The organism is Vibrio sp. S9_S30, assembly GCF_014694455.1.
GTDB lineage: Bacteria > Pseudomonadota > Gammaproteobacteria > Enterobacterales > Vibrionaceae > Vibrio.
Genome location: NZ_JAAUWT010000012.1, coordinates 13,050 through 38,120, shown reverse-complemented (window position 1 = coordinate 38,120; position 25,071 = coordinate 13,050). Strand labels below are relative to the sequence as shown.

The window sequence follows — 25,071 nt, the reverse complement described above, 5'->3', positions numbered from 1 at the left end:
TTGGAGAAAAACATGAAAACCAAATTAACCCTATTAGCGTTGTCATTTGCTGCCGCATCCACTATTTCAACACCAGCACTCAGTGCACCACTGCTTTCTGGTATTGAGAGTGAATACAATCATCAATACCAAACCAGCAATGCGTGGCTTGAGGTGAACTTGTCTCAATTCAACGATAACATTAATCAATTCCGAACTTTTGTTGGCGCGGACACACGCATTTGCGCCGTCATGAAAGCCGACGCGTACGGAAATGGTATTCAAGGGTTGATGTCAACCGTCCTTGCTCAAGGCATCCCATGCGTTGCCATTGCTAGTAACGAGGAAGCACGCATCGTTCGTGAGTCTGGCTTTAGCGGGCAGCTCATTCGTGTACGTTCTGCAAGCAATAAAGAAATTGCCGATGCCATCCAATACAATGTAGAAGAACTGGTTGGCTCTTTATCGAAAGCCCGCCAGATTGCACGCATCGCTGAGCGCTTTGATACAGAGATCAACGTGCACCTTGCTCTTAACTCTGGTGGAATGGGACGTAACGGTCTAGATATGTCTACGCAACGAGGGCGGCATGACGCGTTGAAAATGACCGATTTTGATCATGTTGAAATCGTAGGCATCATGACTCACTTCCCTAACTATGAAGTGGAGTACATCAAAGAAAAAGCCGCAGAGTTTGAGCAAAGTGCACTTTGGATCATCGAAAACTCAGACTTGGATCGTGAAGACGTCACTCTGCACGCAGCGAATTCTTTCACTTCACTCAACGTTCCAGAAGCGCAGTTTGATATGGTGCGTCCTGGCGGAGTCTTGTACGGAGACCTTCCAGGTCATGCTGAATACCCATCCATTGTTTCTTACAAAACAAAAGTAGCGTCTTTGCACAAGCTGCCAGCAGGCAGCACTGTTGGGTATGACAGTTCATTTGTCACAGAACGCGAGACCGTTCTAGCGAATCTTCCGCTTGGGTATTCAGATGGTTACAATCGCAGCCTTGGTAACAAAGCGGATGTCATCATTAATGGGCAGCGCGTTCCTGTCGTCGGTAAAATTTCGATGAACACCACAATGGTTGATGTAACCGATATTGATGGGATCCGTCAGGATACGGAAGTCGTATTGTTTGGTACTCAAGGTAAAAAAAGCATCACCATCGGAGAAATAGAAACACACACGGATATGATTTTCCCTGAAATCTACACCATTTGGGGTAACTCTAACCCTCGCCGCTACGTTTGGTAGTGGCAGCTCCCGCGGACACATTGAGCTAATTTAGATATATAGGAAGCTGCCGGTAAGGCAGCCTCCTATTTTATAATAATTATAAGTATTTATAAAATAACAAAAAGTCTCATAATTAATTAAATAAATAGTTCACCCAACATGATTGCTAATGATATGAAACCCAATATCTATCAAATAAATATCATTTAATTGAGTAGCATGAATTTCTTTTATAAGAAAAAGAGAAAAAATCAACTACTAAACATTTAAATGAGACATCGTTCAACTTAATAATTTTACTTACGTAATTTATATGTACTTAGGTTTTATCTAGCCTCATTATATTAAGTCTTACTTTTCAATCTGATTGTTAACATTTTTGGTTCGTCGATGAGAGATACCATTAAAATATCCCTGATAGTGCCCGTTTTTAATGAAGAAGAAGCTATTCCTATTTTTTATAAAACGGTAAAAGAAAATAGCGATCTTAGCTGTTACGATATTGAAATTTTATTTATTAATGATGGGAGTACGGATCTCACCGAAAGCATTATTGATGCATTATCAGTTTGTGACAAAAATGTCGTCTCCCTGAGCTTCACTCGAAATTTTGGCAAAGAACCCGCTTTAATGGCTGGATTAGAGCACGCGACTGGTGATGCTATCATTCCGATCGATGTTGATCTTCAAGACCCTATCGACGTGATCCCTGAAATGGTGGACAAATGGCAAGCTGGAGCAGATGTCGTGCTCGCTAAGCGAGTCAATAGAACCAGCGACAGCGTCTTAAAAAGAAGCTCCGCTGAAATGTTTTATAAGATTCACAACCAAATAAGCGATTTAAAAATTCAGGAAAACGTTGGGGACTTCCGCTTACTTTCTCGCGATAGCGTTGAATATATAAAACAACTTCCTGAAAGAAACCTATTTATGAAAGGCATTTTTTCTTGGGTTGGTGGGCAAGTCGACATCGTCGAATACACGCGAAATGAGCGAGCAGCAGGCATATCCAAGTTTAACGGCTGGAAACTGTGGAATTTTGCAATAGAAGGAATCACCAGTTTCTCGACGCTACCGCTTAGGGTATGGAGTTACATCGGTTTCGTTATTTCTTTCATGTCCCTGTGTTACGGCAGTTGGATTATTATAGATAAATTCATAAATGAAAACCCCGTTCCAGGCTTCCCTACTTTGATTGTCGCCATTGTATTCCTTGGCGGTATCCAATTGATTGGAATAGGGATCATCGGCGAATATGTGGGGCGGTTGTATATTGAGACCAAACAACGACCAAGGTATCTCCTGAAAAAACGAGAATCCCCTCAAGAACAAGCAAAGAAGAATCTGAAAAGCGTCTGATTCCATTACTTCAAAGCTATCGAATACGTCGCCTCGTAATGCAACCCTTGTTGGGTGTATGGAGGCGTTTCTTATTGCTTTGGATCAAGTCATGTGGACGGATCCTAGTATCCAGGGGTCACTTAGGTATAAAATGTCGGCAAATTTTATAGATGCGACCCCACATGTACCAACTCTCCTTTTCGTTAGAAGCATTTCTTAACCACTACTGGCAGAAAAAACCAACCATCATCAAAGGTGGCTTCTCTCATTTTTCCGATCCCCTTTCTCCAGAAGAATTAGCCGGTTTGACCATGGAAGAGGACATTGACTCACGTTTTGTGTCCAATTTAGAAGATAACTGGGTAGCTGAGCACGGTCCATTTCCTGAAGAGAAATTCGCGAATTTAGCCGAAACCAACTGGTCCTTTATTGTTCAAGCCGCAAATCATTGGCACCCCGAAGCCGCCGAGCTTGTCAAAGCCTTCGATGCGATGCCTAATTGGCTATTTGACGACTTGATGATCAGTTACTCCGTCCAAGGTGGTGGTGTCGGACCACACATAGACCAATACGATGTATTCATTATTCAGGGATTAGGTAAGCGTCATTGGCGCGTCGGTGCACTTGACAAAGGCCAATACCAAGAAACCTGCCGCCATTCCGCTTTGAGGCAAATTGAAGGGTTTGACCCCATCATCGACGACGTTCTTGAGCCCGGCGACATTCTTTACATCCCGCCAGGTTTTCCTCACGATGGCTACGCACTAGAACCTTCGATGAGTTACTCCGTCGGTTATCGTTCGCCCAAGCAACAGGAACTTCTCTCCAATTTCGCGGATTACGTATTGGCTCATGATATGGGCGATCACCATCTGCATAATCCCGCTCAAGAAACACAAGAAACAACAGGGGTCATTCAACATAAAGATCTCAACCAATTAAAAGCAATGCTGAAGAATTCATTGAGCGATGAAGCGACACTCGACAAGTTCATTGGTTGTCTTGTTAGCCAATCTCGCCATCAATTGGACATCGTTGCTGCTGAAGAAGAATGGACATCAGAACAACTGCAACACCACTTACAAGAAGGGGGGATCATAGAGCGCGTTTCTGGTCTGCGTGCGTACTACCACGAATATGCCCCACTCACCGCGTATATCAACGGTGACGTCTTATCTGTTGAAGAATCGCAGCAAGCGCTGATTGTTTTGATGTGTGATCAGAGCGTTATTATTTGGGATGATATCGAAAACTCGGGAGACGCGGGAACCGCACTCGGCATTCTTTGCGATTTTGTCAACCGAGGATATTGGTTTATTCAAGAGTAACACCGCTAGGGTTGGTTGATCTTTCGAGGCTCTATTTTGTTCGAGGTGTATGCATTTCAATCGCAGTACAACGTGTGACATCCAGATATCGGTATCCAAACCGATATCCAACAAAAACAATGCCGCTCACCTAAATGAACGGCATTGGCGCGGTGCCCCATTTTACTTAACAACGGTTTAGCGCACTTATACTTTAAACTGATTAACTAAATCTTTTTGTCGAGAGGAGATTGAGGAGATTTCTTTGCTGATCCTTTCTGATGATTCCGCCTGTTCGAGAATCTGTGCACTCAACTCACGAATATTAGAAACGTTTAGGTTTACTTCCCCAGACACCGACTGCTGCTGCTCTGCCGCTTTCACAATCTGAGAATTCATGTCTACGATTGCGACAATGGACTCATCAATTGCATTAAGCTCATGTACGGCTTTATCGACCTGACCGTGTGTGTGTACAGCCAATTCATTTCCTTCCTGAATCGCACTCACGACATTCTTGGTTCCCGCCTGCACTTTTTCAATCACTTCTCGAATTTCGCCTACTGAATCTTGGGTTCGACAGGCCAAGTTTCGTACTTCATCCGCCACCACCGCAAAACCACGCCCTTGTTCTCCCGCACGCGCCGCTTCTATTGCCGCATTTAAAGCCAACAAATTAGTCTGTTCAGAAATACCTTCAATCACGGAAAGAATGTCTGTGATGGCCGCATTGTTCTTCGCTAAATCTTCTACCACAGGCACTGCACTGGTCATTTTCTCAACCAACCTAGTCATTTCATTCGAAGAGTCGCTAATCACTTCCTTTCCTTGTGCAACAAACACATTGGCTTCGTTAGCTACTCGTACCGCTATCTCTGCATTTTTCACCACCAAATCTGCCGATTGCGTCATTTCTTCCGATGCCGTAGCCACCAAATCGACCTCTTTAAATTGCGCGTCACTGCTTTGGCGAGTCACCGATGCGGCTTGCCCCGATTGCTCGGAAGTAGAAGAAATATCGTGTGTCGTTGCCACCACCTCTTTAATGATCACTTGCAACTTGTCTAAGAACTTGTTGAAGCCAGTAGCTAATTGACCAATTTCATCTTGGGTTTGAACATCCAGTCTTTGTGTTAAATCCCCTTCTCCTGAAGCAATGTCGTCCAACCTTGCCACCACTTCCTGAATTGGCTTCACTAAGCGAGTAGAGAGACCTGCGATCAACGCTAGCCCTAACAACACGAGCACAACACCGACCATCCATTCCGTCGATATAGAGCCATTGACCAGTTCGGTTATAACGGAATCCAACTTCGTCGCATCGGCGAGCACACTCTCGCGGGGCAGCTCCATCATGACGCCCCAAGTTTGGTTTGCCACAGACACGGGAGAGAACACCGTTAACCATTGTTTGTCTGCACTCCATTGAGTCTGTACCTTATTTGAAAACAGAAAACCCTCTAGCTGAGAAGCACTGATTCTATCACTCTGATATTTCTCACCCAATCTTGAACCAGCGTCATCAGTCCCGATCAAACTGCCATCTAGGCTCAAAATTGTTATGTGCCCCTTACCAGAAAGTAGCGCGTGATCCGACTCCAACACTGTGTCAATCAACGCATTCAGAGACAATTCAACCCCAAGCAAGCCAATCACTTCTTCTTCAAATACGAGTGGCACGTTCAGTGAGGTTTGCAGCACATCCCCATCTTGGCTTTTGGTCATGCGTGGCGAGGTAACACAGGTCTGGCCGGAATTGATTGGGCACAGAAAGCGCTCAGCTTGAGAGGGATCCATTAATGTGCTTTCTTTAAGCACCTGACCAAACACAAGCGTTGCATCCTCAGGAGAAATCGACCAATAACTGGCAAATCGCCCCTTTTCGTTCGACCCCACATAATCCGCACCGTGATAATTGCTGTCTTCGCCATCAAGCGCATCTTCGTTAAAAACAAGGTAGGCACCACGTACGGTAGGGAAACGCTCAACGGTATTATTCACCATTTCATTGAGTGCGGCGCGCAACTCTTCACTAGGAGTAAAGTTTTCTAACGCATTACGCCGCAAAAACAACGCGCTCTCACCTAGCATCTCAGCGCGGTAAATGGCTTCATCAAGGTAAGTTTGAACTTCTGCTGCGTTCAGTTTGGCCATATTAACCAAAATTTGTTGAGATTTATCAATAACAGATTGGGAACTTTGGTCTAAAACGATCTTCTGATTACCCATAGCATTGTAGATTGAAAAACCTATCAAGCTCACCGATGTAAAGAGCAGGCAGAACCCAGCCAGCAAAGTGATTTTCAAATGAACAGATAGTGTTCGCATTTTCCCCATCCTCCTTTTGCAAATCCACATTTGTAACAACATAAGATCAATGTTAACAATTTATTTACAATTACAATCTATCAACAGGATATGGAAATTGCTAGCGACTACGGGCTGCGTTTTTTATGCTGATTCGTCAATCTAATGACAAATTTTGCCCAACACACCAACAGGTATGGCATACACACCAGTGTCATTATTTTGACTCTTTTTATTTATTTACTAAATTATCAATTATCGGACACTTGGGGTACATCTTTAGTCACCCTGCCAAGTTCCGCTACTACACCAGTTTCCGTTTCTCTCAAGCGACATCCATCTCTCTTGGATTCCATTCCGTCGCGAGCCTCTTTAAAACCCACTTCTTAAGCGTTTTAAAGGAATAAACCGCTTGCGATTTAAAAATTTCAACTGTAGATTTAACGAAATATTTGTTTCATTATGATTGTTGATGCAACATTATGATTATTGATACAACATTGCATGAACGGATTGAGTCAAAGAATTGCTTAATGCCCGTACCTAAGTAATGTCACAGACTGATCAGTATCTTGAGTTAAATCAGTATCTTGAGTTAAATCAGTATCTTGAGTTAAAAAGCGGGTTCTCAGTATCAGGAGCAGGGAATGAAAGAAGTGGAGAAGAGGCTCGATGTTATCTGTATGGGCAGAGTGGCAGTCGATTTATACGGTGATCAAATAGGCTCTCGTTTGGAGGACATGACCACGTTCGCTAAATATTTAGGCGGTTCTTCGGGAAATGTCGCCTATGGCACGGCAATTCAGGGGTTAAGATCTGGTATGTTGGCGCGAGTTGGCGATGAGCACATGGGTCGGTTTATTCGAGAAGAATTGATTCGCGCTGGTGTGGATGTGTCCCACTTAATGACAGACAAAGACAGATTAACCGCACTGGTTTTACTTGGCATAAAAGACCAAGACACCTTCCCTCTCATTTTTTACCGTGATAACTGTGCAGACATGGCCATTACACCCGAAGATGTGTCGGAAAGTTATATCGCCTCATCACGCTGCTTGGCCATTACCGGTACCCACCTTTCAAACCCTAAATCCCGTGCAGCCATCCTGACTGCCTTAGCTTACGCTCGAAAGCACGGCGTGAAAACCGCATTGGATATCGACTATCGCCCTGTCCTTTGGGGGCTGACGTCTTTAGGTGATGGTGAAACTCGATTCATCGAATCGGATAGCGTAACCCAGTCACTTCAGGATGTATTGCACTACTTTGATTTGATTGTTGGAACAGAAGAAGAATTCCATATCGCAGGTGGTTCAATTGATACCGTAAAAGCATTAAAACGCATTCGACATTTCTCTAAAGCGGAATTGGTTTGTAAGCGCGGTCCTATCGGTTGCAGTGTCTTTACCACAGACATCCCGGATACCTTAGATGAAGGCATAACCATCAAAGGCGTAAGAGTGAACGTACTCAACGTACTCGGAGCTGGGGATGCTTTTATGTCGGGGTTGCTCCGTGGCTACTTGAATGGCGAATCGTGGGAGCAAAGCTGTACCTATGCGAACGCCTGTGGCGCTTTGGTCGTGTCTCGCCACGGCTGTGCACCAGCGATGCCAACCAAAGCCGAACTTGACTATTACATTGCGCACTCTGCTGACATTCCTCGCCCTGATGTGAGCGAGGAGCTCAATCACCTTCACCGCGTAACCAAACGCACCAAGGAATGGCAGGATATCTGCATTCTCGCGTTTGATCACCGCACCCAATTTGCCGATATGGCTCGGGATGCAAACCGAGAGCTTGATGTCATTCCTTACATTAAGTCGTTGATTTGGGAGGCTTACCGCCAAGCTTCCGTCGAAGCTGGGTTGCAAGGCAAATCCGGTATTCTCTGTGACAGCACATTTGGCCAACATATTCTGAATCAGGCGACAGGGATAAAAGAAAAGAATGATCCGATGGTTTGGATTGGCCGTCCAATCGAGCTGCCTTCCTCACGACCTCTGCAGCTAGAGCATGGCAATATTGGTAGCCAACTGGTGACTTGGCCACAAGAGCACATTGTCAAATGCTTGGTCTTCTATCATCCAAACGACGAAGAGTCTCTCAAACTTCAGCAGCAGAAAGATCTACAAGAAGTTTACAAAGCGTGCTGCCAAAGCGGGCATGAACTGCTATTGGAGATCATCTTACCCAAGGACTCAGCCCCTTGCTCACCGAAAGAAGCATCGTTGCTTTACGCATCCGCACTTTCACAACTGTATAAGTTAGGAATCAAACCCGATTGGTGGAAACTGCCATCCATGGAGAAACAAGGCTGGATTCAGATTGATGAACTGATCGAGCAGCATGACCCTCATTGTCGCGGCATCGTCTTACTCGGTTTGGATGCGCCATTTGATCAGCTAAAAAAAGGGTTCAAAGACGCAACTCAGAGCAAAAATGTACAAGGGTTTGCCGTCGGTCGATCCATTTTTAGCACACCAGCGAAACAGTGGCTGAAACACGAAATAGACGATGAAACGTTTATTTCGAAGGTGAAAAGCAATTACCACCAGCTGATATCCGTTTGGCAACAGCGACATGCCTAACTGATGCCCTAACCTATCAGGAGAAAACAATGGAAACCATTACCAATTTTATCAACGGGCAGCGTATAGAAAGTCAATCGGCTCGCTTTGGCAAAGTGTTTAACCCTGCAACTGGGCAACAAACTAAGCAGGTCGCCCTTAGCCTCGCCTCGGAAGTCGAAGACGCGATTCATGCTGCCGCCCAAGCCTTTCCTGCGTGGTCGAAAACGCCGTCGCTTCGTCGGGCTCGTATCATGTTTAACTTTAAAGCCTTACTTGAAGAGAACAGCACAATACTCGCGGAATGGATATCCAATGAGCATGGAAAAGTATTTTCCGATGCCATGGGGGAACTAACACGAGGTTTGGAAGTGGTGGAATTTGCCTGTGGTATCCCGCACCTCCAAAAAGGTGAAAGCTCTGCCAATGTCGGCAGTGGTGTGGATAGCCACTCTATCATGCAACCATTGGGCGTTTGTGCGGGCATCACCCCGTTTAACTTCCCTGCCATGGTGCCGATGTGGATGTTCCCCATCGCCATCGCGACAGGCAATACATTTGTATTGAAACCTTCAGAAAAAGATCCTTCTCTCTCATTACTGCTGGCAGAATTGCTGAAACAAGCTGGGCTCCCAGATGGCGTATTCAATGTGGTCCATGGCGATAAAGAAGCCGTTGATGTTTTGCTTACCCATCCAACGGTTCAAGCCGTGAGCTTTGTGGGTTCGACCCCTATCGCAGAATACATTTACTCGACGGCATCGGCGCATGGTAAGCGATGCCAAGCACTTGGTGGGGCAAAAAATCACTGTATCCTGATGCCCGATGCCGATATGGAGATGGCGACGGGTGCCATTCTTGGCGCTGGATTTGGGGCAGCAGGTGAACGTTGCATGGCGCTTTCCGTCGTTGTCGCGGTTGGTGACAATACGGCAGATACGCTTGTTGAAGGGCTCTCAGAAAAAATAGGCGCAATGAAAGTAGGACCAGGATTGACCGACGGTCCGGAGAACGACATGGGGCCAGTCATCTCTGCCGAACATCGACAAAAAATTCTAGATTACATCGATTCCGGTGAAGCGCAGGGAGCGGAACTCAAAGTGGATGGAAGAAGCTGCAAAATTGAAGGGCATGAAAACGGCTTTTTTGTCGGTCCAACGCTGTTCGACCATGTTAAGCCAGACATGACGATTTATCAGGAAGAAATTTTTGGCCCCGTACTGTCTGTCGTCCGAGTACCGGATTACCAAACGGCACTTGAGCTCATCAATGCTCATGAATATGGGAATGGCACAGCTATCTTTACCCGCGATGGTGAAACCGCTAGGCAATTCAGTGAAGATGTCTTGGCCGGTATGGTTGGCATAAACGTCCCCATTCCTGTCCCTATGGCTTTTCACAGCTTTGGTGGATGGAAGCGCTCCATTTTTGGACCGTTGAACGTGCACGGTAATGATGGCGTGCGTTTCTACACCAGAATGAAAACCGTCACCACTCGCTGGCCGACAAGCGTACGACTCGAAAAACACAAAAGCGACTTCGTTATGCCAACAATGGATTAGCCATTTCGCTCTGCGCTGCTTTCTCCCCCATGATTGTGGCGTAGAGCACCTCACTTTCCCTCCTTTGCATCACCATAGGAAATGGCAGGTTTTGCTTCCTTTAATTCCTTTAATTCCTTTAACTCAATATTGTGTTAATGAAGAATCAAGAAGGAGTGGCAGCGTGAAGAAGGTAAGAAACCGAGCGGTCTTATTTCTTAATCGAACCTCGAATAACCGGTTCACAAGGCAAGGTAATCGATTGAGGGGGTAACTCTGAATCTGCGATATGCTCGAATAACGTACTTATCGTTCTATCGATCATTTCTTCGAAGGGTTGTCTTATGGTCGCGAGATTGTAGGCGCGGCTTTTCGCCAGCCTAATGTCATCCACACCAACAATGCCCACATCCTCTGGCACTCTTAATCCAAATTCGTAACGAATGGCATCCATGCCGCCGCACGCCATAATGTCGTCAGCGTAAAACAGCGCATCCGGTTTTTCACTCGAATTAAAAATACGAACAGTCGCGTCGTAGCCCGAATCGTAACTGAATTCACCACCTTCAACGATCTGCCATTTATCGCACCCACGTAAGATCAGCTTACTTAGAAACCCACGTTGACGCTCGACCGTCGCCGATGTCCCGACAGGGCCGGTAACAAACGCAGGTCGGCGGTATCCCGCGTCCAAAATCATATCTGCAGCCATACCGCCCGCTTCTAAGTTGTCACAGCTGACAACAGTAACGCTGTTCTCATCAGAGTTTCGCCCGAAAATAACAACGGGTGTTTTTTGTGCCTTACACGCATCCGACAATGCTTCGGGTAATGACGCGGATGTGATGATCAACCCGTCTACGTTGTATTCCATCACCAATTCCACCGCTTCTTTAATGTCCATTTCATCGGTCACTTTGATCAGCAAGCTATGGCAATTTCTTTTCTGAATTTCTTCCGCAAATTGAGAAAGGACGGGTAAATAAAATGGGTTGTTGAAATCGGTCACGAGAATACCAATCAAACTGGAGCGAGATTTAATGCCTCTGGCAAGCCGATTCGGCTTGTAATTCAATTCTGCTGCTGCGGCCATGACTTTATTTCTCAGTTTTGAAGAAATACTGGCTTCAGGGTTAAAGGCTCTTGAAACGGCCGACAAAGAAACGCCAGCACGCTCAGCGACATGCACAACCGTGACTTTACGTACTTTTGACTCTACCTTTTTGTGGTTCTCGCTCTCGTCCATTTAAACGTCCATATTTTCTGATGCATGCATTGGAGTTGCGGTTCTGTTTTATTACGAAATCACAGAAACAGTATGATATTTAGATGAACTGTTACCTTGTGACATCTTGACATGGGAGTCTAACTGAAAATGTTTTCAAAATCTTTTGCTCGACTTTTTCTTTGCGACTTTATTTAAAATGGCTCACAAAGCGGATGTAATGATCCGCTATTCATTCCGACCCATGCAACTGCTCCCTAAAACAGCCACATCTAGCGCATCCTGTTTCCTACCGAACAGACACCCTGTGAGCCTAAACCTTGAGTATGTCACCTTTTCTGCATTCAATCGGAACCGAGGACATGCCTTATTCAACCCCTCCGCTTTAACATTATGTATGTACTGTAAAGGATTGAGTAATCTCTTAAGTTCAGGTTATTGAAAACCCGCCACTCCCCTTAGCCGCATGTTTGCTGTTGCCAAAAGAAGTGGCGATTGCCTTATCGGTATTCACCCGCCAATTTTTCAACAAGCGCCAAGTTATCTTTGGTGACGAAACCTGGTCCTGAGTTGATGTGATTTGAAGGTAAAACACCATAGCGATTAAATAGGGTCAATACCATCACAGGTAAATAACCTTGAAGATAGGGTTGCTGATCGATTGCCCATTTAATATTGCCCTCTTTAATCCCTTGGGCAATTTCGTTGCTTAAATCGAAAGTCCCGAAGTAGACTTTGCCCAACTGGCGGTTTTTCTCTAACGCACGAAGCGTTGGGTGTGCCGATGTGGGTCCCAAAGTCAGGATAGCTTCTGTATTTGGGCTTTTGCGCATATACGCTAGTACTTTCTTCTCAATACCCGTTGGATCCTGCCCAGAATCAATCATTTTCCCATTCAAATCGACACCCAGCGCATCGGCAAAACCTTGGCAACGCTCAACAGAAGCTGGGTTAGTGATGTAGTGGTTAACACATAGGAACGATGTAATGCCATCGGCTTTCGCACGCTTACCCGCTCCAAACCCTGCATCGTATTCTGGTTGACCAACATGCAAAAGGGCTCCCACACTTTCACTTTGCTCTTTTGTACCAGAGTTAATCGTGACCACTGGGATGCCCTTTTTCTTTGCTTTCTCTAATGGACCTTTTAGTACATCGTAGTCGGCAAGTGTGGTAATGATCCCTTGTGGGTTTGACGCTACTGCTTGCTCAATGATTCGGGCCATGTCGGCCAAATCGCCAGTTGGCGGGTTGCGATATTCAACCGACACCCCCATGTTTTCCCCCGCATCTTTGATGGCGGTCTTAATCGTGTTCCACCACGAATCAGAATCAGGGGCGTGGCTAACTAAAACAAAACGCTCTTCCGCTGAAGCAGTTGAAGGCATAAATGCTAGCGCACTTCCGCAAATGGCTAACGCCAATACAGATGCCTTTTTCGCGATATTGCTCAATAGGCTATTGCTCAATAGGTTGTTCATCCGGATATCTCCCTATGTTGTGAATGAAGTGAAAGTCATCCAGTTTTTCACTTCTACTGTTTTCTTGGCGGCAGAATGTGCTGCCTAGCCCACACTCGACACGGCATCTGCTCGTGCAAATTCGGCCAATTCCGCCTCCAACGTTTCTAACTCTTCGCCACCTGACATCATTTCCAGAATCTCCTCACGAGAAACGTCATCTTTTTTCCATGAACCTAAACTTTTTCCTCGATTCAGCAGGGTAAATCGATCCGCCACGGGGTAAGCATGGTGAACGTTATGTGTGATTAGTATCACGGCTAACCCCTTCCCTCGCGCTCTTGCGACGACTTTAAGCACATTTGCAGATTGTTTAACGCCCAATGCCGCCGTTGGTTCATCCAGAATCAATACTTTTGCACCGAAGTGAATCGCGCGAGCAATGGCCAAACATTGTCTTTCACCGCCCGACATCGTACCAATCGGGTGCTCGGGATCTCGTACGTCTATCCCCATATCAGCCAAACCTTCGCGGGCGATTTCATTTGCTCGCTTGATGTCAAATATGTCAAACGGACCCCATTTCTTAGTCAGTTCTCGGCCCATAAAAAAGTTTCGAGTCACACTCATCAAAGGCACCAACGCCAAATCTTGGTATACGGTGGCGATGCCCGCATCCAGCGCATCACGCGGTGAGTCAAATAGCACTGGCGAACCGTTCATCAAGAACTCACCTTCTGACGGTTTGTGCACACCTGCCAACGTTTTGATTAGGGTCGATTTGCCTGCTCCGTTATCGCCTAAAAGACAGTGGACTTCGCCCATTTTCACTTTCATATCAATATCTTTTAATGCAATCACCGATCCAAAGTAGCGACTGACGTTTTTAAGTTCGAGAATGTACCTATTCATAAATTGCTCCTTGAAAACGTATTAACGCGCGCTGGTGACTTTCTTGCGAATAAAGTTATTGAAAAGAACGGCAATCAATAGCATCACACCTAGGAATACTCGAAACCAATCAGAATCCACACCAGTGAAAAAGATCCCCATTTGCACCACACCAAATATCAGTGCACCAAAGAACGCGCCAATCACCGAACCATATCCCCCAGTGAGCAAGGCACCACCGATTACGGCCGCTATAATGGCTTCGAATTCTTTTAACAGCCCACGGTCGGCCGCGGCTGAGCCGAACTCCAACACCTGACACGCTGCAAAAACCGTTGCGCAGAACGCAGTAAACATAAACAGCGAAATCTTCACTTTCTCGGTCGGGACACCCACATTTTTTGCCGCATTGGCATCACCACCCGCGGCAAAGATCCAGTTGCCAAACTTGGTTCTCAACAACACGAACGAACACACCGCGGTAATGATGAACCACCAGATCACAACCATTGGTATGCCACTCACAATAGGTGATCCATCGCTATAAGTTTCAAGCCAACCAACATTCGCGAGCCATTGGAAAAACCCCATGCCGATCTCTCCCCCGAAGGCGGCGGCGAGAATATCGCCTTCCGCCACTTCAGAAACGCCCGAAAGAATGGTTTTATTGGTCAGCATGATGGACAGTGCAATGGTTAAGCCACGCAAAATAAAGAGGAAAGCCAACGAAACAATAAAAGAAGGCAATCCGGTTTTGACAACGATGTACCCATTGATAAAACCAATCGCCATGGCACCTACGAAGGCAAAGAGAATGGCTAACCATACCGGCCATCCCCAATAAACCGAGGGGATGGCTATCATCATTCCGGCAAAGCCAATCATTGAGCCAATGGATAAGTCAAACTCGCCCGCAATCATCAGCAAGCAAGCACCAACCGCGATAATCCCTAGCTGCGCCGATACGGTTGTCCAGTTCATAATGCCATCGGCATTAAACATGCCTGAGTCCCATGCCACGATGGCAAAAAACAAAAACACCAATATTGTCCCAGACACCGAGCCTAATTCTGGTCTCGAGAGCAGTCGCTTTAGCACCGAAACCTTACGAACTCGTTCATCATTGCTCGAAGCAGCTAACGTTGCTTCCACAGACACTTTCCCTGTCATCATAATTCTCCACTTTTTGTTTCGCGCATTTACCCGTTGTGCGGCTTACCTAGCGTAGGAGCGTTCAGGATAAAATGGTTTGTTCAATGAACACTCGGCTTCTTTCCGCGTCGGTTCTGGCATCACTCTTTACACTCGGATCCGTATCTTGCTCAACGGTGACCCATCCCTTGAAATCAATGTCAATGAGCGTCTGTTTCACTTTGTCAAAATCGACACAACCTTCACCTAACGGGCAGAAAATATTGTTGCCAATGGCTTTGTAAAAATCGACGCCATTAGCGACAGACATTTCGTGAACGTCGGGATTTATGTCTTTAAAATGCAGATATTTCACCCGATCTTTATAGGTAACAAGCACATCGCATGGGTCCATTCCAGCGTAGACACAGTGACCCGTATCAACGCAAAGCGACATGATTTCTGGTGGCAAGTCTTTCATTGCCCGATCGAGCTCATCCCGATACTCAATAAAGGTGCCAGCATGAGCATGCAAGGTAGGCACAATGCCAAACTCTGTGCAAATTCGCCCAACTTCTGTCAACGTATTCATCATGTGATGCCAGCTTTCGTCGGAAAGGCGGGTCGCGGTTTCTACTTGACCTGCTTGGTCAGTCCGAGGGGAAGAAACGTGATCAATAATGACCAAATATTTCGCGTTTTGATCCTGCAATATTTGGCAAACCGTTTTGGTTTTTTCCAGAATTATTGGGCGATCTTCCACTCTATGGAGATGGACGAATAACGTACCGGCAATCAATTCGAGCCCTCTACTCGATAATTCTTTCCCTAGCCTATCCCTGTCTTGTGGTAAGTAGCCTAAAGGACCAAGTTCCGTCGCTTTGTAGCCCGATGAACTGATCTCATTCAAAACCGTTTGCCATGACGGATTATCAGGGTTATCTGGAAATTCTATCCCCCATGAGCACGGGGCATTTGCAAGTTTCAATTCCACGGTTTCACTCTCCACGAAAAGTTCACAATTAATTAACATCCAACCTACGGTAATGGAAATGTTTTCATTGTGTCAACACGCAATGAGTAATAAATGATCATAAATTGGCGATTAGATCTCATTTTTGACCAATTCAATCTCATTATGATTAAATTATCAACAAACACATTGAAAACATTTTCAGAGGAGGGTTATTATTTAATCCATTCAAATCGTGAGTAGACAAGGAGTGTACAAATGACAACGGTAAAGCTCACAACAGCTCAAGCGCTGGTGCGCTATTTAGCGGCTCAATACATAGACATTGACGGCAAGGAAGAAACCCTATTTGGATGCGCATTTGCCATTTTTGGACACGGAAACGTAACGTGTTTAGGGCAGCAGTTATTAGAAAATCAAAGTGTCTTCCCGACTTGGCGCGGACAAAACGAACAATCGATGGCGCTCGCTGCGATTGCGTATGCGCGAGCGAATAAGAGGCGACGCATCGGTATTGCAACATCTTCCGTTGGTCCCGGAGCAACCAATATGATCACCGCAGCCGGTGTGGCTCATACCAATCGGCTTCCACTACTGCTTTTATCTGGTGACACCTTTAACTCACGCTTGCCTGATCCGGTGTTGCAGCAAACAGAGCACTTCAACAATCCAACACTCACGGCAAACGATGCCTTCAAACCCGTGACCCGTTACTGGGATCGCATTACCAGCCCCGCACAATTGGTGGCGTCTTTACCACAAGCCGTGGCGACGTTGCTGGATCCTGGTGACTGTGGCCCTGTCTTTTTGGCTCTGCCACAAGACACGCAAGGAGATGCGTGGGATTTCCCATCGGTCTTTTTTGAAAAGAAAGTACACCGCATCCGACGCCCTCAACCGGAATTCGAGGATTTGGAAGCCGCCGCAACACTTATTCAACAAAGCAAACGTCCCGTCATTGTGGCTGGAGGGGGCGTTTTTTACAGCGATGCCCAACCTCAACTTCAAGAGTTTGCAGAAAAATACGGTATCCCTGTGGTTGAAACCATCGCGGGTCGAACGCTTTTACCCGCGTCACACCCTCTAAATTGCGGGCCAATTGGTTCCACCGGTTCTGACAGTGCGAACAACATTGCCGAACAAGCCGATTTAGTGTTAGCCATTGGCACCCGTTTGCAAGATTTCACGACAGGATCGTGGACGGTTTTTCGTGGGGATGACATGAAACTGGTCAGTATTAACACGTGCCGTTTCGACGTCATTAAGCACCTCTCGTGCCCCATTCAGTCTGACGCTAAAGCGGCACTTGAACAACTCAGCCCAATGCTAACTCACTGGAAAGTCGATCAATCATGGTCGGCTTTCGCTCACCAAGAAAGACAGAAATGGTTGGATATTGTTGTTGAGCGCACCCAGCCTACTGAAACGAACACGCCGTCGTATGCCCAGATTATCGGCAAGGTGAATCGTTTGGCTTCTCCTAACGACAGAATCATTACCGCAGCGGGGGGGTTGCCTGCCGAACTCAATATGAATTGGCAAGCGAGCCAACCGGGTCAGCTGGATATCGAATTTGGCTTCTCCTGTATGGGGTATGAAGTGGCTGCTGGCTGGGGGGCAAAAATGGCGTTGGATAACAGTGACGCCATTGTTCTGGTGGGGGATGGATCTTACCTAATGCTCAATTCGGACATTTACAGCTCCGTATTAACGGGTCACAAAATGATCGTGATTGTCTGTGATAACGGTGGATTTGCGGTCATCAACAAACTTCAAAACAACACAGGGAACGAAAGCTTCAACAATCTTCTGAAAGACTGCACGTCGATCCGAGAAGAAGCCGCGCTTCCTAGAGTGGATTTTGTAAAACATGCCCAAGGGTTAGGGGCAATAGCAGAAAAAGTCGACAGCCTTGGCGGATTTGAAGCCGCTTTTAGCCGCGCAAAAGAAGCCAATCAAACCTATGTTCTTGTGGTTGATATTGACCCAACACTTTGGTCATCGGTCGATGCGTGGTGGGAAGTTGGGCTGCCTGAAGTCACGGATCGGGAAGACGTGATAAAAGCGAAAGCAACTTGGGATAAAGGTCGACGTCATCAACGTCGCGGCATTTAGGAGTCGCCAGATGTTTAATGAGGAAAAACACTTTGATGCACCTATTCGTTGGGGGCTCATCGGAGGTGGGAAAGGCAGTGAAATTGGCTACTCACATCGCGCAGCCGCAGCGAGAGATCGTCTGTTTCAATTTGTCGCTGGGGCTTTGGATATCGACCACCAGCGTTGCATTGACTTTGGTCGCAATCTTGGCTTAGAGAAAGACCGATGCTACGCCAACTACAGAGTGATGTTTGAGCAAGAAGCCCAAAGAAAAGATGGCATTCAAGCCGTCTCCATCGCAACACCCAATGCGACACACTATGAAATCGCAAAAGCGGCATTGGAAGCTGGGTTGCACGTGATATGTGAAAAACCCGTGACTTTTCATGCCAGTGAAGCGCAAGAACTCAAATCTATCGCTCACCAAAAGAACCGTATGTTGGCTGTTATGTACGGCTACACAGGTCATGTCATGGTTCAGCAAGCAAGGGAAATGGTGCAAAGAGGAGATATCGGTGCCGTTCGCGTTATCCAAATGCAGTTTGCCCATGGCTATCACAACGTCGAAGTGGAAAAACACGCCCCTGGGGCAAAATGGCGTATGAACCCCGAAGTGTCTGGGCCCAGTTTCATTATTGGAGACTGCGGCACACATGTTTTTTACTTGGCGGAGCTGATAACGGGGTTGAAGGTAACGTCTCTTTTGTGCAGCCGTCAGTCGTTCATTGAATCACGGGCGCCACTTGAGGATAACGCGCATGTCATCATGCATTTCGATAATGGCGCGACAGGCACTATGTGGGCAAGTGCGATCAACGCAGGCTCCATGCATCAGCAAAAAATACGAATTGTCGGTGAAAAGGCCAGCATAGAATGGTGGGATGAATACCCAAACCAGCTACGGTATGAGATTCAAGGGCAACCTGCGCAAGTCATGGAGCGCGGAATGCCCTACCTTTACAACGACGCCGCTGGCGTTAACAGTTCACGCATTGGGGGCGGCCATGGTGAAGGCTTCTTTGAATCTTGGGCGAATCTGTACCATCGCTACGCCTTAGCCATAGACGCTTTCGAACGAGAGGACACCGACTTTCTTTCTACTCATTGGTACCCAGATATTGATGCTGGGATCAGTGGTGTCAAGTTTGTCGAGTCCTGTGTGGAGTCTGCCAATAAAGGCGCGGTATGGGTAACGTGTCATGACAAATAATGCCCACACCCAAACTGACATACGGTTACGTGGTTGGGGTGATCATTGTGATCGCCCCATCGACGCGCTATGCCTTGGCCGAGCTGGAATGGATCTCTATTCCAATGACTTTGGGGCAACGATTGCTACAACCTCCACATTCCATAAAGCCGTAGGCGGCTCCCCTGCTAACATTGCCTGTGCACTGTCGAAACTCGGTGCACACGCGTCGGTGTTAAGTTGTGTTTCAGAAGATGGCGTCGGGCGATACGTTAAAAACACACTGGATGCACACAGCGTCGGCACAACGTATTTGTTCACTGTTCAGGGCGAATATCGAACCAGCCTTGCGTTAGCGGAGTTTGCTCCTCAACCTGAAGTGGTTATCTATCGGAACTTGGCTGCGGACCTTGCACTGAATTCAGACCACATCAATACCATTGATTTTGCCATCATTCGAACGTTGATCGTATCAGGCACGGCGTTGTCCCAATCTCCTTCTCGTGAAGCAACCTACCTAGCGATGGAAACGGCGAAAACACAGGGTTGCAAAGTCGTGCTTGATTTGGATTATCGAGCCTATTCGTGGCAAAACGCAGAGGAAGCAGCCGATTGTTACCAAAAAGCCGCCGCAATAAGTGACATCGTCATCGGGAATGAAGAAGAATTTCAAGTCATGCAAGGTCATGGTCTTCATCACAAAGACAGCGAAGAGATGGCACGCATTGCTACCCAGCTTTTATGCAAGCAAACGGAATTGGTGGTGGCGAAAGCAGGCGAACATGGATGCAAACTCTTTGGTACAGATGGCAACCAGAATTTGGTCAGTTCGACCCAAGGCATATTTAACGTCGTTGCAAAGAAACCGTATGGCGCTGGGGATGCGTTTGCGGGGGCACTGATCTTTGGCTTATTGAAAGGGCAACCCCTAATAGACTGCGTCGCGATGGGCAGTGCAAACGCCGCCATTAATGTGAGCGGAAATACCTGCTCCGATGCCATGTCGACGCTACCCGATTTGCTTACATTCATGCAATCACAAAACCATCTTTTTTCCCCTCAGTTTTCACTGCAAACCAACAAGGAGTCGTATTGTGGGTAAACATATTCCACCGTTTGATAACAAAAACGCACCCATTATTGATATTGATGATGACACAACACCCTTATGTTATTTCAATCCTGTCTCGTTGAAGCAGGGTGAGTCTTACCAATACAGCCTAGAGAACTACGAAAGTGCGGTGGTGTTAGCAGGAGGAACCTGCGATATCTCAGTAAACGAGGCATCGTTTCTAAGCATAGGAAAGCGACATTCGGTGTGGGAAGGCGACCCTTCCGCCGTTTATGTGCCCGTTGGTGCAAAAGCCACCATCACTTGCATTACGGAATCTGCCGATGTGTTGATTGCCGGTGGGTATTACGGGGATGAAGATCGCCCTGATCTCGCGCCTTTCGCTGTCACGCCCGATGACGTCGACAAAGTGCAGTATGGAAGTGACGACACGAAAACGCACCGAAAAATTAAGCACATTTTGGGGCAAAAGAACGCCAAACATCGTGGTCGATTATTAGTGAGTGAGCTCTTCACCGTTGGTGCTGGAGGCTGGTCAGGGTTTCCGCCACATAAACACGATGAAGATAGGCTGCCATCCGAAAGCCGGTATGAAGAAGTTTACCAATTCCGCTTCAACCCAGATCATGGCTTTGGCGCACAATTTCTGTACGAACATCACGACGATCAAGGACCGGTTTATCACGTTAAAACGGGTAGCGTTATCGCGATAGATAAGGGCTATCACCCTAGTGTTGCCGCGCCGGGGTATGAAATGTACTACTTCACCATCATCGTAGGCGAAACCCACAAATCGCTGGTGCAGTTTTTTGATCCCAACCATGAATATCAAATAGACACCATTCCGGGCATTAAAGACATGGTCGCTAAATTCAAATAAAGGTAGGGGAAACAAAATGCTCGTATCACTCAATGAAATTCTGCCTCAAGCGGCCGACAGTTCAGGTGCTATCGCTTGCTGTAATGTTTTCGGAATCGAAGAGGCAATAGCGATTGTTCAGGGAGCAGAAGCCGTCAATCGACCAGTGATCCTCGCCGTTAATAAGGACATGGTGGATTTGGCTGGTGTAGAAGTGATGGCGGGCTTGTTGGTTCCCATCGCGAAGAAGAGCTGTGTCCCTGTTGTTGTTCATCTTGATCATTGCTACGAAGAATCCATCGTGTATCAAGCGATGCAGGCGGGATTCAGCTCCGTTATGTTTGATGGGTCGCAATTGCCTTTTTCAGAGAATTTGGCCCGTACTCACCAAGTGGCACAAGTGGCTCGTTCACTCGGTGTCTCTTTGGAAGGGGAATTAGGCTCTGTCCCCTATGAAGAAGGGAGAGAGCACATTCAATCCATTCTCACCTCTCCGCAAGAAGCTTGGCAGTATGCGAAAGAGAGCGGTGTCGACGCCTTAGCGGTATCGGTAGGCAACGTACACCGAAAAACGCAAGCAGACAGCCCAATTGATTTTGAGCGTTTGCGCGTCATTGAAGAAGATATGCCAATACCTTTGGTTATTCATGGTACATCTGGCATTCAGCCCATTGACCTCCAACGACTCAAAAGAACACAAGTGGCAAAATTTAACGTAGGGACCACGCTTAGAATGGCGATGGGGAATCAAATCCGCACTTTGATGGAAGAGGATCCGCATTTCGATAGAAGTCGATTTGCCCTGTCCTCCATGCCAACACTTCAAGAAGAAGTGATGCGTGTACTGTCACTACTTGCACCAGATTAAAGGACAAATGATGAGCTTATCTATTCAGAAACTAGGTCGAAAATTAAGACTCGCGGTGATCGGCGGAGGTCCCGATTCGTTCATCGGGTCTATTCACCGAAGCGCTGCCACAATGCACGAAGAATTTGACGTGGTGGCAGGGGTACTCTCTTCCAGCCCTGAACGTTCATTGCAAGCCGCGAAATCTTTAGGTATTCGAGGGTATGAATCGGCTGATGCGTTGTTTTCTCAGGAAAAAGACCGAAAAGATGGTGCAGACGTTGTTGCAATCATGACACCCAATAACACCCATTACACCTTGTCTTTAAGAGCGTTAGAAATGGGTTTTCACGTCATGTGTGAAAAGCCGCTCACAATGACTGAAGAAGAAGCGAAAGCCCTTATCCTCAAAGCCAAACAAAGCAAGAAATGCTATTGCGTTGCCTATGGCTACACTGGCTATCCGATGGTTCGTCAAGCCCGAGCCATGATAAAAAATGGCATGCTCGGCGACATAAAAATGCTGCAAAGTCACTATATCCAAGGGCATTTGGCGGAGCTGACACCCAGTGAACTCGATGGCTCCAACTGGCACATGAAACCTGAGCTAGCGGGTCCTTCGTTGATACTCGGTGACATCGCTACCCACAGTTACCACTTGCTGAGTTACGTCTCCGGAATGCTCCCTGAGCAAGTCAGTGCCGACGTCACCGCTTTGGTCGATGGGCGTCAAGCCGACGATTATTGCGGAGTTCAATTACGATATTCAAATCAAGCTCGGGGGCAGTTATTTGTCACCCAAGCCGCAGCAGGCGGTGTGCATGGTTTGAGTTTCAAAATTTATGGCACAAAAGGAGGCATAGAGTGGAACCAAGAACAGCCCAATGAATTACTGGTTAGACCGTTAGATGCACCTGCGTATGTGTTAACCAAAGGTGGAACAGGGCTATTGCCTGAAGCACAGAGGGTTTCTCATGTTGCCATCGGTCATCCTGAAGGCTACCGAGAAGCATTTGCGAATTTGTATTTTGATTTGGCACATCACATTGTGGCTATTGAGTCAGGAGAAGATCCCAACCCAATGAGCCTTGAGTATCCTACGGTGGAAGAAGGCGCGGAAGGCATGGCGTTTGTGTTTTCGGCATTGCAATCAAGAGACGCAAACAGCCAATGGGTCACGTTAGGGTTGCTCTGACAGCCTACAGAATTAAGAAAATGCCATATTACGTTCGCTGTTTATCTGCCTTACATTCACTATTCTCGATCATGACAGTGAATATTTTCATGATATCAGGATCATACTTTAAGCCCGTTTCCTGACGTAAAATGCCCATAATTTCACGATGCGTTCGGGCATGATGGTAGACTCTTGTATTCGACATTGCTTCATAGCTATCCGCAATGCTGATAATTCGAGAGAGAATGGGGATAGCGTCTCCTACCAGCCCATCAGGGTAACCATTTCCATTAACATGCTCGTGATGGTGACGGACAAGTTTGGCGACATACTCGGCTCCTTCCAACTCTGTGGAAGCCAGTATGCTCTCGCCAATCTCAGCGTGAGTTTTCATGACCTCCCACTCTTCTTTCTCAAACTTTCCCGCTTTCATTAGCACATCATCAGGAATGCCTATCTTCCCAATATCATGGCATGTCGCGGCGATGCACAAAACATTGAGCTCTTTCCCACTGAGACCACATTGACGCCCAAGCTCTAAAGACAATTTTTGAACACAATTTGAATGCTGGTAGGTTGAAAAATCACGGTATTTGAGAGAAACCAATAAGGCCTTCGTGCACTCTTGCAAAGAAGCGAGAATTTCATTCTCTAAGCCCATAAAATGACCCCCTAAGAATGTTAAACATTTGTGGGGCTTCTATTGTTAACAGCTAATAAAAAGAAGCGTAAGCAGCAAGCTCTTCAATAACGTCATAAGATGGTCATTAAGCCGTCGCTGCTTTTTGACTTGTTCATCAATTAGCTTATCTTTCTATCGAAAAATGATCGAATAGATGTTGTATTGTTGGCTCAAAATCGCAAAATTAATACAGGCTCTCGTAATACGCTGGGGTTTTAATGGGGTGTCCGTACGAACAGAGAGCCGACTCTCAAGATTTTCATCTACAGAGTTGAAATGTTTGTTCCAAATGAAGTAATCTCGAAATAAGGAGGAACTTTTCCTTCTCATTTCACCTATTTGGAACCGACATGAAACCCGCCACCACACTAAATGAGTTACAAGAGCGCATCAGAAAGGAATACCATCATTTAAGCAAACGCCTTCAGCAGGTGGGGCAATATCTGTTGGATAACCCAGATAATGTGGCATTTGATACGGTTGCGGTCATCGCCCGTAATGCCGATGTTCCCCCTTCAACGCTCATTCGCTTTGCAAGTGCATTAGGCTTCAGTGGGTTTAATGAAATAAAGCAGCTGTATCGCCAAAATATGGTTGAAGAGACCAGCAATTATTCGGATCGAGTTAAGCTTGTAAAAGCCATGTCACCCGATGACACCAAACCAAGCACACCCCTTTCCCGTTTGCATGCCTTCGCGCACGCGAATGCCCACGCACTAGAGCAACTGGCAAACAAGATAGAAGAAAATGATTTGAATACAGCGGTCAAACTGTTGGATAAAGCGGAATGCATTTATGTTGTCGGAATGCGCCGCTCGTTTAGTGTGGCTTCGTACTTTGTGTATGCCCTTCGTCATTTGGGTAAGCGTGTCATACTGATTGATGGATTAGGCGGCATGTATAACGAGCAACTTGCCATGGTTACGGAAAAGGATACCGTTATTTCGATAAGCTTCACCCCTTATGCTCAGGAAACGCATGATTGGGTAAAATCGGCCAAGCATAAAGGGGCAAAACAAATCACGATCACAGACAGCCAAGTCAGCCCCGTTGCAGAGCTCTCTGATGTGAGTTTCGTTGTGAATGAAGCCAATGTCGACGGATTTAGAGCACAATCTGCAACGCTATGTTTGGCACAAACCATTGCCGTTTCATTGGCTTCGTAGCTTCTCATTGACTTC

The 25,071-nt window shown here is 46.6% G+C and carries 19 protein-coding genes; 12 read left to right on the top strand and 7 right to left on the bottom strand.

The genetic code is table 11. The features are described from left to right. Nucleotides 1-12: 12 nt before the first annotated feature. The 3 genes from alr (at nt 13) to HC752_RS14990 (ending at nt 3,890) form a co-directional block, all read left to right on the top strand. Entirely contained in the window at nt 13-1,239 is a 1,227-nt protein-coding gene (alr, locus tag HC752_RS15000; protein WP_190335985.1) for an alanine racemase, read from the top strand. A 372-nt stretch (nt 1,240-1,611) separates the two neighbouring features. After that, nucleotides 1,612-2,580 carry a glycosyltransferase family 2 protein gene (locus HC752_RS14995; protein ID WP_194717385.1) on the top strand — a complete coding sequence of 323 codons (969 nt, stop codon included), beginning with the start codon at nt 1,612-1,614 and terminating at the stop codon, nt 2,578-2,580. A gap of 164 nt (nt 2,581-2,744) precedes the next feature. Further along, a complete protein-coding gene (locus tag HC752_RS14990; protein ID WP_190335984.1) occupies nt 2,745-3,890 on the top strand; it encodes a cupin domain-containing protein in 1,146 nt (381 codons plus the stop codon). Between the two features lie 186 nt (nt 3,891-4,076). Here the strand turns inward: HC752_RS14990 and HC752_RS14985 are convergent, their stop codons facing one another. Beyond that, a complete protein-coding gene (locus HC752_RS14985; RefSeq protein ID WP_190335983.1) occupies nt 4,077-6,197 on the bottom strand; it encodes a methyl-accepting chemotaxis protein in 2,121 nt (706 codons plus the stop codon). Between the two features lie 626 nt (nt 6,198-6,823). Here HC752_RS14985 and HC752_RS14980 point away from each other — a divergent pair. After that, nucleotides 6,824-8,767 (top strand): bifunctional 5-dehydro-2-deoxygluconokinase/5-dehydro-2-deoxyphosphogluconate aldolase, encoded by a 1,944-nt coding sequence (locus HC752_RS14980; RefSeq protein WP_190335982.1) that lies wholly within the window; start codon nt 6,824-6,826, stop codon nt 8,765-8,767. 29 nt (nt 8,768-8,796) lie between these two features. After that, nucleotides 8,797-10,308 (top strand): CoA-acylating methylmalonate-semialdehyde dehydrogenase, encoded by a 1,512-nt coding sequence (locus HC752_RS14975; RefSeq protein WP_190335981.1) that lies wholly within the window; start codon nt 8,797-8,799, stop codon nt 10,306-10,308. A 190-nt stretch (nt 10,309-10,498) separates the two neighbouring features. Here HC752_RS14975 and HC752_RS14970 read toward each other — a convergent pair whose 3' ends face one another. The 5 genes from HC752_RS14970 to HC752_RS14950 all read right to left on the bottom strand — a co-directional run bounded on the left by HC752_RS14970 (nt 10,499) and on the right by HC752_RS14950 (nt 15,988). Further along, nucleotides 10,499-11,533: a LacI family DNA-binding transcriptional regulator gene (locus tag HC752_RS14970; protein WP_190335980.1), complete on the bottom strand. Its 1,035-nt coding sequence runs from the start codon at nt 11,531-11,533 to the stop codon at nt 10,499-10,501. 479 nt (nt 11,534-12,012) lie between these two features. Beyond that, nucleotides 12,013-12,993 carry a sugar ABC transporter substrate-binding protein gene (locus tag HC752_RS14965; protein ID WP_238930530.1) on the bottom strand — a complete coding sequence of 327 codons (981 nt, stop codon included), beginning with the start codon at nt 12,991-12,993 and terminating at the stop codon, nt 12,013-12,015. 84 nt (nt 12,994-13,077) lie between these two features. Continuing rightward, entirely contained in the window at nt 13,078-13,884 is an 807-nt protein-coding gene (locus HC752_RS14960; RefSeq protein WP_190335979.1) for an ATP-binding cassette domain-containing protein, read from the bottom strand. Between the two features lie 21 nt (nt 13,885-13,905). Beyond that, on the bottom strand, nt 13,906-15,036 hold the full coding sequence (locus HC752_RS14955) for an ABC transporter permease (protein WP_190335978.1): 1,131 nt from the start codon (nt 15,034-15,036) through the stop codon (nt 13,906-13,908). Between the two features lie 61 nt (nt 15,037-15,097). Further along, on the bottom strand, nt 15,098-15,988 hold the full coding sequence (locus tag HC752_RS14950; protein ID WP_190335977.1) for a TIM barrel protein: 891 nt from the start codon (nt 15,986-15,988) through the stop codon (nt 15,098-15,100). A 237-nt stretch (nt 15,989-16,225) separates the two neighbouring features. On the opposite strand from HC752_RS14950, the gene iolD reads away from it, so the two are divergent. The 6 genes from iolD to HC752_RS14920 are packed head-to-tail and all read left to right on the top strand — an operon-like array spanning nt 16,226 to nt 23,226. Beyond that, nucleotides 16,226-18,082 (top strand): 3D-(3,5/4)-trihydroxycyclohexane-1,2-dione acylhydrolase (decyclizing), encoded by a 1,857-nt coding sequence (gene iolD, locus HC752_RS14945; protein WP_190335976.1) that lies wholly within the window; start codon nt 16,226-16,228, stop codon nt 18,080-18,082. 10 nt (nt 18,083-18,092) lie between these two features. Beyond that, nucleotides 18,093-19,274 (top strand): Gfo/Idh/MocA family protein, encoded by a 1,182-nt coding sequence (locus HC752_RS14940; RefSeq protein ID WP_190335975.1) that lies wholly within the window; start codon nt 18,093-18,095, stop codon nt 19,272-19,274. Beyond that, nucleotides 19,264-20,355, top strand: a complete 1,092-nt coding sequence (gene iolC / locus HC752_RS14935) for a 5-dehydro-2-deoxygluconokinase (RefSeq protein ID WP_190335974.1) — start codon at nt 19,264-19,266, stop codon at nt 20,353-20,355. The genes HC752_RS14940 and iolC overlap by 11 nt, the downstream gene beginning before the upstream one ends. After that, nucleotides 20,348-21,205: a 5-deoxy-glucuronate isomerase gene (locus tag HC752_RS14930; protein ID WP_190335973.1), complete on the top strand. Its 858-nt coding sequence runs from the start codon at nt 20,348-20,350 to the stop codon at nt 21,203-21,205. Before iolC ends, HC752_RS14930 begins: the two co-directional genes overlap by 8 nt. A gap of 16 nt (nt 21,206-21,221) precedes the next feature. After that, nucleotides 21,222-22,052, top strand: a complete 831-nt coding sequence (locus HC752_RS14925) for a class II fructose-bisphosphate aldolase (protein WP_190335972.1) — start codon at nt 21,222-21,224, stop codon at nt 22,050-22,052. A 7-nt stretch (nt 22,053-22,059) separates the two neighbouring features. After that, nucleotides 22,060-23,226 (top strand): Gfo/Idh/MocA family protein, encoded by a 1,167-nt coding sequence (locus tag HC752_RS14920; RefSeq protein ID WP_238930529.1) that lies wholly within the window; start codon nt 22,060-22,062, stop codon nt 23,224-23,226. A gap of 28 nt (nt 23,227-23,254) precedes the next feature. Here the strand turns inward: HC752_RS14920 and HC752_RS14915 are convergent, their stop codons facing one another. Then, on the bottom strand, nt 23,255-23,869 hold the full coding sequence (locus HC752_RS14915) for an HD-GYP domain-containing protein (RefSeq protein ID WP_190335971.1): 615 nt from the start codon (nt 23,867-23,869) through the stop codon (nt 23,255-23,257). 371 nt (nt 23,870-24,240) lie between these two features. Between HC752_RS14915 and HC752_RS14910 the strand changes: the two genes are divergently transcribed. Next, on the top strand, nt 24,241-25,056 hold the full coding sequence (locus HC752_RS14910) for a MurR/RpiR family transcriptional regulator (RefSeq protein ID WP_190335970.1): 816 nt from the start codon (nt 24,241-24,243) through the stop codon (nt 25,054-25,056). Nucleotides 25,057-25,071 lie beyond the last annotated feature (15 nt).

Bases quoted from the DNA above. Each gene is read 5' to 3' on its own strand.
- alr (WP_190335985.1), top strand. From the start codon at position 13: ATGAAAACCAAATTAACCCTATTAGCGTTGTCATTTGCTGCCGCATCC.
- HC752_RS14995 (WP_194717385.1), top strand. From the start codon at position 1,612: ATGAGAGATACCATTAAAATATCCCTGATAGTGCCCGTTTTTAATGAA.
- HC752_RS14990 (WP_190335984.1), top strand. From the start codon at position 2,745: ATGTACCAACTCTCCTTTTCGTTAGAAGCATTTCTTAACCACTACTGG.
- HC752_RS14985 (WP_190335983.1), bottom strand. From the start codon at position 6,197: ATGCGAACACTATCTGTTCATTTGAAAATCACTTTGCTGGCTGGGTTC.
- HC752_RS14980 (WP_190335982.1), top strand. From the start codon at position 6,824: ATGAAAGAAGTGGAGAAGAGGCTCGATGTTATCTGTATGGGCAGAGTG.
- HC752_RS14975 (WP_190335981.1), top strand. From the start codon at position 8,797: ATGGAAACCATTACCAATTTTATCAACGGGCAGCGTATAGAAAGTCAA.
- HC752_RS14970 (WP_190335980.1), bottom strand. From the start codon at position 11,533: ATGGACGAGAGCGAGAACCACAAAAAGGTAGAGTCAAAAGTACGTAAA.
- HC752_RS14965 (WP_238930530.1), bottom strand. From the start codon at position 12,993: ATGAACAACCTATTGAGCAATAGCCTATTGAGCAATATCGCGAAAAAG.
- HC752_RS14960 (WP_190335979.1), bottom strand. From the start codon at position 13,884: ATGAATAGGTACATTCTCGAACTTAAAAACGTCAGTCGCTACTTTGGA.
- HC752_RS14955 (WP_190335978.1), bottom strand. From the start codon at position 15,036: ATGATGACAGGGAAAGTGTCTGTGGAAGCAACGTTAGCTGCTTCGAGC.
- iolD (WP_190335976.1), top strand. From the start codon at position 16,226: ATGACAACGGTAAAGCTCACAACAGCTCAAGCGCTGGTGCGCTATTTA.
- HC752_RS14940 (WP_190335975.1), top strand. From the start codon at position 18,093: ATGTTTAATGAGGAAAAACACTTTGATGCACCTATTCGTTGGGGGCTC.
- iolC (WP_190335974.1), top strand. From the start codon at position 19,264: ATGACAAATAATGCCCACACCCAAACTGACATACGGTTACGTGGTTGG.
- HC752_RS14925 (WP_190335972.1), top strand. From the start codon at position 21,222: ATGCTCGTATCACTCAATGAAATTCTGCCTCAAGCGGCCGACAGTTCA.
- HC752_RS14920 (WP_238930529.1), top strand. From the start codon at position 22,060: ATGATGAGCTTATCTATTCAGAAACTAGGTCGAAAATTAAGACTCGCG.
- HC752_RS14915 (WP_190335971.1), bottom strand. From the start codon at position 23,869: ATGGGCTTAGAGAATGAAATTCTCGCTTCTTTGCAAGAGTGCACGAAG.
- HC752_RS14910 (WP_190335970.1), top strand. From the start codon at position 24,241: ATGAAACCCGCCACCACACTAAATGAGTTACAAGAGCGCATCAGAAAG.